The organism is Candidatus Baltobacteraceae bacterium (assembly GCA_036559195.1).
Taxonomy (GTDB): Bacteria; Vulcanimicrobiota; Vulcanimicrobiia; order Vulcanimicrobiales; family Vulcanimicrobiaceae; genus JALYTZ01.
In genome coordinates this window covers 1-8484 of record DATBTN010000025.1, presented here as the reverse complement: position 1 = coordinate 8484, position 8484 = coordinate 1, and the positions used below count along the sequence as shown (strand labels likewise).

At 62.8% G+C, this 8484-nt stretch carries 10 protein-coding genes; 6 read left to right on the top strand and 4 right to left on the bottom strand.

From position 1 onward, the window contains the following. From VIG32_02735 to VIG32_02725, 3 genes are all read left to right on the top strand, one after another. Positions 1-717: Cof-type HAD-IIB family hydrolase (locus VIG32_02735; GenBank protein HEY8296921.1), on the top strand; the 717-nt coding region annotated here is incomplete at its 5' end. Further along, complete coding sequence (locus tag VIG32_02730) at positions 714-1475, top strand: FtsQ-type POTRA domain-containing protein (protein HEY8296920.1); 762 nt, start codon at positions 714-716, stop codon at positions 1473-1475. The genes VIG32_02735 and VIG32_02730, both read left to right, overlap by 4 nt. A gap of 103 nt (positions 1476-1578) precedes the next feature. Beyond that, the gene (locus VIG32_02725) at positions 1579-1992 is read left to right on the top strand and encodes a hypothetical protein (protein HEY8296919.1); all 414 of its coding nucleotides are present in this window, start codon (positions 1579-1581) and stop codon (positions 1990-1992) included. A 65-nt stretch (positions 1993-2057) separates the two neighbouring features. Here VIG32_02725 and VIG32_02720 read toward each other — a convergent pair whose 3' ends face one another. After that, positions 2058-2342 carry a hypothetical protein gene (locus tag VIG32_02720; protein ID HEY8296918.1) on the bottom strand — a complete coding sequence of 95 codons (285 nt, stop codon included), beginning with the start codon at positions 2340-2342 and terminating at the stop codon, positions 2058-2060. A 72-nt stretch (positions 2343-2414) separates the two neighbouring features. After that, positions 2415-4463 carry a HAMP domain-containing methyl-accepting chemotaxis protein gene (locus VIG32_02715; GenBank protein HEY8296917.1) on the bottom strand — a complete coding sequence of 683 codons (2049 nt, stop codon included), beginning with the start codon at positions 4461-4463 and terminating at the stop codon, positions 2415-2417. Between the two features lie 224 nt (positions 4464-4687). Between VIG32_02715 and ftsA the strand changes: the two genes are divergently transcribed. From ftsA to VIG32_02700, 3 genes are all read left to right on the top strand, one after another. After that, on the top strand, positions 4688-5905 hold the full coding sequence (gene ftsA, locus VIG32_02710) for a cell division protein FtsA (GenBank protein HEY8296916.1): 1218 nt from the start codon (positions 4688-4690) through the stop codon (positions 5903-5905). 62 nt (positions 5906-5967) lie between these two features. Continuing rightward, positions 5968-7053: a cell division protein FtsZ gene (gene ftsZ / locus VIG32_02705; GenBank protein ID HEY8296915.1), complete on the top strand. Its 1086-nt coding sequence runs from the start codon at positions 5968-5970 to the stop codon at positions 7051-7053. Positions 7054-7096: 43 nt separating this feature from the next. Next, complete coding sequence (locus VIG32_02700; GenBank protein ID HEY8296914.1) at positions 7097-7669, top strand: hypothetical protein; 573 nt, start codon at positions 7097-7099, stop codon at positions 7667-7669. A 1-nt stretch (position 7670) separates the two neighbouring features. Here the strand turns inward: VIG32_02700 and VIG32_02695 are convergent, their stop codons facing one another. Continuing rightward, positions 7671-7952, bottom strand: a complete 282-nt coding sequence (locus VIG32_02695; GenBank protein ID HEY8296913.1) for a hypothetical protein — start codon at positions 7950-7952, stop codon at positions 7671-7673. A gap of 33 nt (positions 7953-7985) precedes the next feature. Then, the coding region (locus VIG32_02690) for a phosphatase PAP2 family protein (protein HEY8296912.1) at positions 7986-8484 on the bottom strand (499 nt) is incomplete at its 5' end.

Below are 8484 nucleotides of genomic sequence, written 5' to 3'. Positions count from 1 at the left end.
ATCGCGCAAATGCAGCGGCGCGGCGTTCGCGGCGCGCTCGTCACCGGCCGGATGTACCGTTCGGCGCTGCCCTACGCGCGCCGGCTCAAACTCGACGCGCCGGTCGTCTGCTATCAGGGCGCCGCCGTGATCGATCCCGGGAGCGACGACGTTCTCCTCGACGTCCCGCTGCGAAACCCCGAAGTGCTCGCGCTCGTCGAGTACGCGCGGCGCGAAGGCTTGCATCTGCAACTCTACAAGAACGATCGTTTTTACTGCGAACGATTGAACGACTGGGCGAAACTCTACGCAAGCATCGCCGGCGTGGCGCCGGTCATCGTCCCTTCGCTCGGAGATGAATTCGCGGCTAGCGATGCGACCAAGGCGGTTTTCGTGGCGCCGCCGGATATCGCCGAGGCGCACTTGCCGCGCATCGCCGCCCTGCTCGGCGATCGCGCCTACGTAACGCGCAGCCTCCCCGAGTTCGTCGAGGTGATGAACGCAAACGTCGATAAGGGGAAGGCGCTGGCGATTGCCGCCGGCCATCTGGGTATCGAGATGGAGCACGTGCTGGCGATCGGCGATTCGTGGAACGACGCTCCGCTGTTGCGCGCGGTCGGCTTCGGCGTCGCGATGGGTTCGGCGCCGCCGGAACTGCGTGCGGCGGCCGACGCCATTGTGGCCGACGTAGCGAACGACGGCGTGGCCGAAGCCATCGAACGGTTCGTTCTTTCGTGACGGCGCAAAAGAAGTCGCCGCAGCGGCGAAAACCCTCGCCCGCCGCGCGCCTGCGTCCGTTTTGGATTCTGTTTGCCATCGTGCTGGTCGCCGCTGCCGGCGGCGCGTATTACGGCGCCACCTGGCCCGGCTTTTTCCCTCGAACCGTGCGCGTCATCGGCAACACGAGCGTTCCGGGCGGCGAGATACTGGCCCGCGCCGCTATAGCGACGGATCGAAACGTCTGGTTACAGAATACGCGCGCTGCGGCGCGCCGGGTGGAGGCAATTCCGTACGTGGCGACCGCGCGCGTTCGCCGGAGTCTGCCCGCCGGCGTGACGATCGAGATCACGCAGCGCGTCCCCTACGCGGTCATCGCGGTCGCATCGAGCGGTTCGCGCGCGCTCGTGGATCACGATCTGCGCGTGCTGTCGCTCGACGCGCCGCCATCCACGCTGCCGATCTTCGCGCTTAAACGCCTACCGGTCGTGAACGCCGGAGTATTTCTAAAAATCGAATCGGTGCGTCAAATGCGCGGCGACTACGACGCATTGCTCGCCGGTCACGTGATCGTCTCGAGGCTGAGCTTCGATCGTTTCGGCGATCTCCAGGCGACCACGCGCGCCGGGGTGCGAATCCTCTTCGGCGATCGGGATGAATTGGCCAAGACGATTCCGCTGATCGATCCGATTCTCTCGCAGGTCTCGCGATCCGGCCGCCCAATCGCGGCCGTGGATCTGCGTGCGCCCTCGACGCCGGTGGTCGTTTACCGGAAATAAACGGCAAAATGATGCTTTACATGTAGTTCGGTTTTGTTCCGGGCCGGTGCAGGGCAACTCACTTCAACGCTTGCGTTTCAAGTTAAATGAAGAGGCACTACAAATGATTGCATTACTGCTTTCCATTCTACTCACCAAGGACGCGCCTCCATCGCACTCCATCATAAATCCGTGCAACGCGCCTCGTCCAATTGGCGATGCCGCGGGGTTTTATGCGATCGAGGATCGCGCGGTTCGCAGAAAGGACCCGAAAGCAGCAGAAAGCTCGATGGCGGAAATACAGATGATGTCTCGACTGATCGACACGCGGCGGTCGGCGACAATCGGCTGGATGTACGTGGATCAGCGTGGCAAACGTTGGATTCAATTAGCTGCCGGCGCCGGCGAAGGCGTGCACAGGCTTTTCAACGCCCGATACGTTCCGTCTCGGCCCGGGTATGACTATCAAACGGTCTATCCGTTCTCGAAGCCGGAGTTGCCGTCGGAGATACGATCCGAATCCTGCGAAACCAAATAGATGGAGATTAAGACAACGAGGGACGCAAATGCGTCCCTCGTTGTCTTATCGCCGGCACGTTTTCGCTAGCCGAGCTTTTTGTAGACGAGAACCTGGCCCTTACCGAGTGAGAGCATCACTTTGTCGGAGGGCTTGAGCGAGCTGAAGTCGACCGAGGCGCGCGTGGCTGAGAGCACGGTCTCGGCTCCGTTATCCATCGCGACCTGCATGTGTTTGCTATCGACGACCCGCTCGACCTTAACGGTGTACGTACCGTCAGGAATCAGCGAGGCGTCGATCGAGGCGGCCAGGGCCGTCACGGGAGCGGCGAGCGCCGCGAGAAGAGCGAGGGAGGCAATCGTTTTACGCACTGTGATCTCCGTTGGATGAAGTAGCCCGGGGATAAAAGCTAATACCCGACACTCGCGGTGTCCTGTTCTAGCCTACGATGATAGCGCAAGAGCCCCTGGGTCTTCTAGGGCCGGTGCGGATTTTTTTCCGTTGAGAGCGGGCGCATGGCCGTTGGTGCCGACCTGGAACTGGGCGACCAGCTCCTGGAGGGTCGATGCCTGTGCCAGCACGTCTGCCGTCTGTCCTGCAACGTCGGTGACGGCCAAAGAGTTCTCACGGCCTAGCTCCGAGCTGTGGTGGATGGTGCCGCCAAGCGCTTCGATGGCTGCTTGCTGCTCTTGGCTCGCGCGGGCCACTTCGCCCGTTCGCGACTCGATCTCCGAGACGCTCTCGAGAATTTGGTTCGAAGTGATGGCCTGCTCGCGCATGGTGGCCGCCGCTTCGTGCGTCATCGCGCCCATCTGCTCGCTCGCTTTCGCGAGTTCTTCCGAAGCTCGCGCCTGCTCCGTAGTCGCGATGCTGATCTCGCTTACGAGCTGCGCCATCTCGGTAACCCGCGTGCTGATACCTTCGATCATCTGCGTGACGGACTTCGCCGAGAGAGCGTTGTTCTGCACCAGGCCGTTGGCCTTGGCGCTGCGTTCGAGCACGGCGCCGGTGCGGCGTTGAATATCGGCGACGAGCGCTCCGATCTGTTTGGTCGAGCTGGCCGAGTTCTCGGCAAGCTTGCGAACTTCGTCGGCAACGACCGCAAAGCCACGGCCGTGTTCGCCGGCGCGCGCCGCTTCGATGGCGGCGTTAAGCGCGAGCAGATTGGTTTGGTCGGCGATCTCCTCGATCAGGCCGAGAATCTCGCCGATTTGGCGCGAGGCTTGATCCAAACTCTGCATTTCGGTAACGACGTCGGCAACGGTATCGCTGATCGACGACATACCGAGCGAAAGCGCGGCGACTTCGTTGCGTCCGTCGCGTACTTGTTTGTCGGTGTTGGTCGATTCGGCGCGCACGCGCTCGGCGTTGCCGGCGACTTGCACGATCGAGGCCGACATTTCTTGCGTGTTCGCAACGGCTTGTTCCACGGTCGTCGCGAGGTTGAGAAGGTTCTGATCCATCTCTTGGATCGACGCGGCCATCTCGGCGACGGCGCTCGAAATGTCGGTCACGCGGCGCGCGACTTGCTCCGCGTTTTCGGCGACGGTTCCGGCCGAGCCGGCGACGTCGGTGGAGAATTCGAGCGCTTTTGCAAGCGCGGCGATCTCTTCGGTGACGCGTGCGTTGACTTCGATGGCGGTTTGGCTCGAGCGAAAACTCGCTTCCTGCACGGTGACCGCGGAGTGCTGGATCGTCGCGATCACGGTCGCGAGCCGTTCCCCGAGCGCGTCGACGCCCTGACCGAGCCGGCCGAGCAAATCTTTTCCGCGCCAGCCGACGCGGGCCGTGAGGTCCCCGCTGCCCATCGCTTCGAACGTGTCGACGACTCGCCCGACGCCGCGCAGCATCGCACGCCGGAACCAGCTCATCGCGAAGACCGCGATCAAGAAGGCCGCAATCGCGCCCGCGATTTGCAGAGTGAGCGCGAAGTTACGCGCCTGCAGCAGCGCCGCGAAACCGGTGTCGGAAGCCGTTTTTAAGCCGTCGAGCAGAGCTTGGCCGTCTTTACTTTGTTGCGCGTAGGCAACCGAACTCGCGCCCTCGATCTGTTTGAGCGCGTCGGCTTTCTTGCCGCTCGCGAGCAGGCTCACTCCGGAGAGCGCCTGGAAATCGTAGACCGAAGCGCTGTTCTTGAACGCCTTAACCAGCGCCGCAACCGAAGGATCTTTGCCGGTCAAGTCCTCCATCTTGCGCGCGTCCTCGGGAAACTGCGCGAGCATCGCCTTGGCCGAGGACATCGCCGCGGCCGCTTTGAGCGGGTCGGCGTTGGTTGCGGCCTCGATCGAGGCCGCTCGCAGGGTGTCCGCGTCGGAGGCCACCTTCACGTAGGCGAGCTCGCCGCGGATGATGGTATCGTGCAGAACCTGGGCCTGCGCGGTAATACCCATCATCGCGTAGATTGCGACGGGGACCATGGCGATGACGACGAGGAGGACCAGTGCAAATGCGTAGGTCAGCCCGCGTTCAAGACTCGTGCGTTTGGCATCCATATCAACAGTTCTTTCGGCCGTATGGGCCAGAAGGTTTAAGGCCGGGCCCAGTTATCGACAGGATGCTCGCAAGGAACGTCTTGAGGACCCGCTAACCTCCTCACGAACCTCGCCTGGAGCCGCTATACATTGTAGGGATTAGGCTAACGAGGCACAATATATGGGGTTTAAGCGGTTCGGATCAAAGAACCGGCATTGCTGTTGTGTTAGGTGGAAGTACGCGGATGAAGCACGAGACCGTAGCCGGCCTCGATATCGGAACGACGAAGACCTGCGCGGTCGTCGCCGCCGAGGGCCCCAGCGGCCTCGAAATCATCGGCTACGGCGAGGCTCCCTCCCTCGGCATGCGCAAGGGCGTGGTCACCGACCTCGAGGAGACGATCAAGTCGATCGAGGCGGCCGTTGAAAAAGCCGAGCGCATGGCCGGCGTACACATCGCCGAGGCATACGTGGCCGTTACCGGCGAGCATATCCGCAGCACCAACAATCGCGCGGTCGTCGCGGTCGCGAGTGAAGATCGTGAGGTCGGCATCGCCGACGTGCGACGCGTCGTGGATGCGAGCAAGATCATCAACCTGCCGGCCGACCGGCAAATCATTCACGCCCTGCCGCGCTTTTTTACCGTAGACGGTCAAGACGGCGTGGAAGACCCCGTCGGCATGGCCGGCGGGCGTTTGGAAGTAGATACGCACATCATCACCGGCGGGACCACGTTCATTACGAACGTGCTCAAATGCGTGCACCGCGCCGGACTCGAATCCGCGGGCTTGGTGTTCGAACCGCTCGCGAGTTCCGCCGCAACGCTGCTCGAAGAAGAGAAGCAAGTCGGCGTCGTGTTGCTCGATATCGGCGGCGGCACCACCGATATCGCGGTGTATTCCGGCGGCGGAGCGATCTACACGTCGACGGTTCCCGTCGGCGGCAACATCCTCACCAACGACGTCTCGCTCGGGCTCAAAACGACCACTGGCGAAGCCGAGCAGATCAAGCGGGCGTACGGCGCCGGCACGCGCGACGGCGACGAAGAAAAAATGTTTGCCGTTAAAACGCTCGACGGCCGCGCGACGCGCGAAGTATCGAGCAACCAGCTGCGCCAGATCGTCTTGCCGCGCGTCGTCGAGACGTTCCGTATGGCCAAGAGCAAGATCATCGAAAACGTTCCGCGCGATCTCGTTTTGGGCGAAGTCGTGTTGACCGGAGGCGGCGCGCACTTGATTGGTATCGAGCCGCTCGCCGAAGAAACGTTCGGCCTGCCGGTACGCATCGGCACGCCGACGCAGATCGCCGGCCTCACCGATGCGATGAAACAACCGCAGTACGCGACCGCGATCGGCCTCGTGCTCTTCGGCCCAACCGGCGGCATAGCGAATCACGACTACATCAAACGCAGTCCATCGATCTTCAGCAAGCTCGGCAAATGGCTGAGCGACCTATGGAACTAAACGACCCGTCCGAATTACTGCACACAGGCACACAACTTCCACTTTTGGAGGCATCGAATAACATGGCAGACGCGAAGCGCTATATGCCCGATCACGCGGCGACGATCAAGGTGGTCGGCGTCGGTGGCGGCGGTTGTAACGCGGTAAACCGCATGATCGAAGCGGGGCTTTCGGGCGTCGACTTTTTCGCGGTGAACTCGGACGTACAAGCGCTGCGTAACTCGCTCACCGAAAACACGGTGCAGATCGGCAGCGGTCTCACGCGCGGTCTCGGCGCGGGCGCCAATCCGAACCTCGCTCGCGAGGCGGCCGAAGAGTCGCGCGAGGATCTCGCGATGGTTCTCGACGGCGCCGATCTCGTATTTATCACCGCGGGTATGGGCGGCGGCACCGGAACGGGCGCGGCGCCGATCATTGCGGAGATCGCACGCGAATCCGGCGCGCTCACCGTCGCCGTCGTAACCAAACCGTTCGCGTTCGAAGGACGCAAACGCATGCAGCTCGCGGAACACGGCATCGCGGAGCTGGAGTCGAAGGTTGACACGCTCATCACGATTCCCAACGAACGCATCCTGCAAGTCATCGAAAAACGCACGCCGCTCAACGAAGCGTTCGCCTTCGCCGATGACGTTTTGCGCCAGGGCATTCAAGGTATTTCGGATTTGATCACGCAGCCCGGTTTGATCAATCTCGATTTCGCCGACGTAAAGACCATCATGAGCGACGCCGGCTCGGCGATGATGGGCATCGGCGAAGGCACCGGCGAGCATCGCGCCGCCGACGCCGCGCAGAAGGCGATCGCATCGCCGCTGCTCGAGACCACGATCGAAGGTGCGCGCGGCGTGATCTTCAACATCACCGGCGGTCCGGATATGGCGATGTACGAAGTCAACGAAGCGGCCGAGATGATCGCGCGCGCCGTCGATAACGACGCGCAGATCATCTTCGGCGCGTCGATCGATCCGCAGATGTCGGGCAAAGTGCGCGTCACGGTGTTGGCCGCCGGTTTCGGCTCGAGCCGCAGCTACTCGCGCTCCCAGAACGGCTTCAACTTCGCCTCGTCGTCTTCGGACGGCAAGATGGAAGCGGTCGCTCCGCTCAACATGGACGACATCGAAGTCCCGGCCTTCTTGCGCTACCGCGGCTAGGCTGAAAAACTCCCCCGAGGGCGAAAGAAGAGCGGCGGCCGGTATGAGCCGCCTCTCTTTTGCTTGCGAGGAGTCCCAGGTGCGCTTTCATCGGGTATGCGCGATCGCGGCGGCCTTGACCGTTGCGCTGCTCGCCGGTCCCGGTCCCGCACGCGCGCTCGACGCACCGTCCGTGCCGCCATCAGGCGCCCAGGGCGCCGTCCTGGTTCCTCCGCCGGGCTGGGTCAAACGTGACTTCGAGATGCATTTGGGGCCGGTGACGATAACGACGATGTGGGTGAAGGGGGCCGGATCGCCCGACAACATCAACCTTGGGAACGAATCGCTCGACGCGCCGGTGGCGGTCGAGATATTTGCGGGTGCCGCGAAGATGGGCTTAGAGCAAGTGGGCGGCCGCGGAGCCGTCAAGATCTCGCACACCGAGAAGTTGTGCAACGGCACGCAAAACGGCTGGCTCTTGGAGTCAAACCTATCGTTCGGCACGCACCCGGTCGACACCGAGCAAGTCTTTTCCGTCGGTAAGACGCACGCGTTTATCTTGACCTACACGCGCCTGCAAGGTGCGCCGGAGGACCCCGTCGCGCGAAGAGCGCTCGATACGCTCTGCACCACGTAGGCTAAAGCGTCTCGAGCGCGCTTCCGGGAACCGGCGAGACGCGACGTTCGATGTGGCGCGTCGCTTGACTGACGAACCAGGTGGAGAGCATCAGCAGCAGCGCGGCGTCGTCGAAGAAGCCGAGCAGCGGAATATCGCCTAAAATATTCAGCGGTGAGATGATGAAGAGTGCCAGCGCGATCGCGATGCCTTTGAGGCCGAGCGAGACGCGGGCGTCGCGCATGAGGGGCACGACGCGCAGGATGTTGGTGCGGGCTAAGAAGAGCGTGCGAAAGAGCTTCATGCCGTTCCCTTACCCCGAAACGCGGACGGAGTTTCAGCGAGCAAGCGTGGGAGCGTGCGTGAGCAGATGCAGATGCGTGAAGACCGCCCACGTCGCGAAGAGCCATCCGAGGCCGAAGAGCGTACCGCCGACGATGTCGGTCGCGTAGTGCGCGGCCAGCGCCAAGCGCGACCAGTCGATGCCCAGCATCCAGCAGAGCAGCAGGGCAACTAGCGCGATCCGCAGCGGCGTGGGAATCGGAGCGATTACGGCGAGGGTCAGCCACGCACCGTAAAACACGACCGACGTGGTCGCGTGCCCGCTCGGGAACGAGTAGCCCAGTTCGCGCCCGGCGATCCAATTATCGGGCCGGATGCGATGAAATCGATGCTTGATGAGTTCGACGACGCCCTGCGAGAGCGTCTGCGAAACGATGACGCCGACGGGCACGAGCACGCTCTCGCGCGCGACCGCAAACGCGACGCAGGCAACGACGCTAAACGCCAGCAGAAACGGGCCGCGCCCGCTCGTGGTTAACGCGATCGCGAGATCG

What these genes read in the sequence shown, in the direction of transcription:
- VIG32_02725 (HEY8296919.1), top strand. Translation starts at nt 1,579, where the DNA reads ATGATTGCATTACTGCTTTCCATTCTACTCACCAAGGACGCGCCTCCA.
- VIG32_02715 (HEY8296917.1), bottom strand. Translation starts at nt 4,463, where the DNA reads ATGGATGCCAAACGCACGAGTCTTGAACGCGGGCTGACCTACGCATTT.
- ftsA (HEY8296916.1), top strand. Translation starts at nt 4,688, where the DNA reads ATGAAGCACGAGACCGTAGCCGGCCTCGATATCGGAACGACGAAGACC.
- ftsZ (HEY8296915.1), top strand. Translation starts at nt 5,968, where the DNA reads ATGGCAGACGCGAAGCGCTATATGCCCGATCACGCGGCGACGATCAAG.
- VIG32_02700 (HEY8296914.1), top strand. Translation starts at nt 7,097, where the DNA reads ATGAGCCGCCTCTCTTTTGCTTGCGAGGAGTCCCAGGTGCGCTTTCAT.
- VIG32_02695 (HEY8296913.1), bottom strand. Translation starts at nt 7,952, where the DNA reads ATGAAGCTCTTTCGCACGCTCTTCTTAGCCCGCACCAACATCCTGCGC.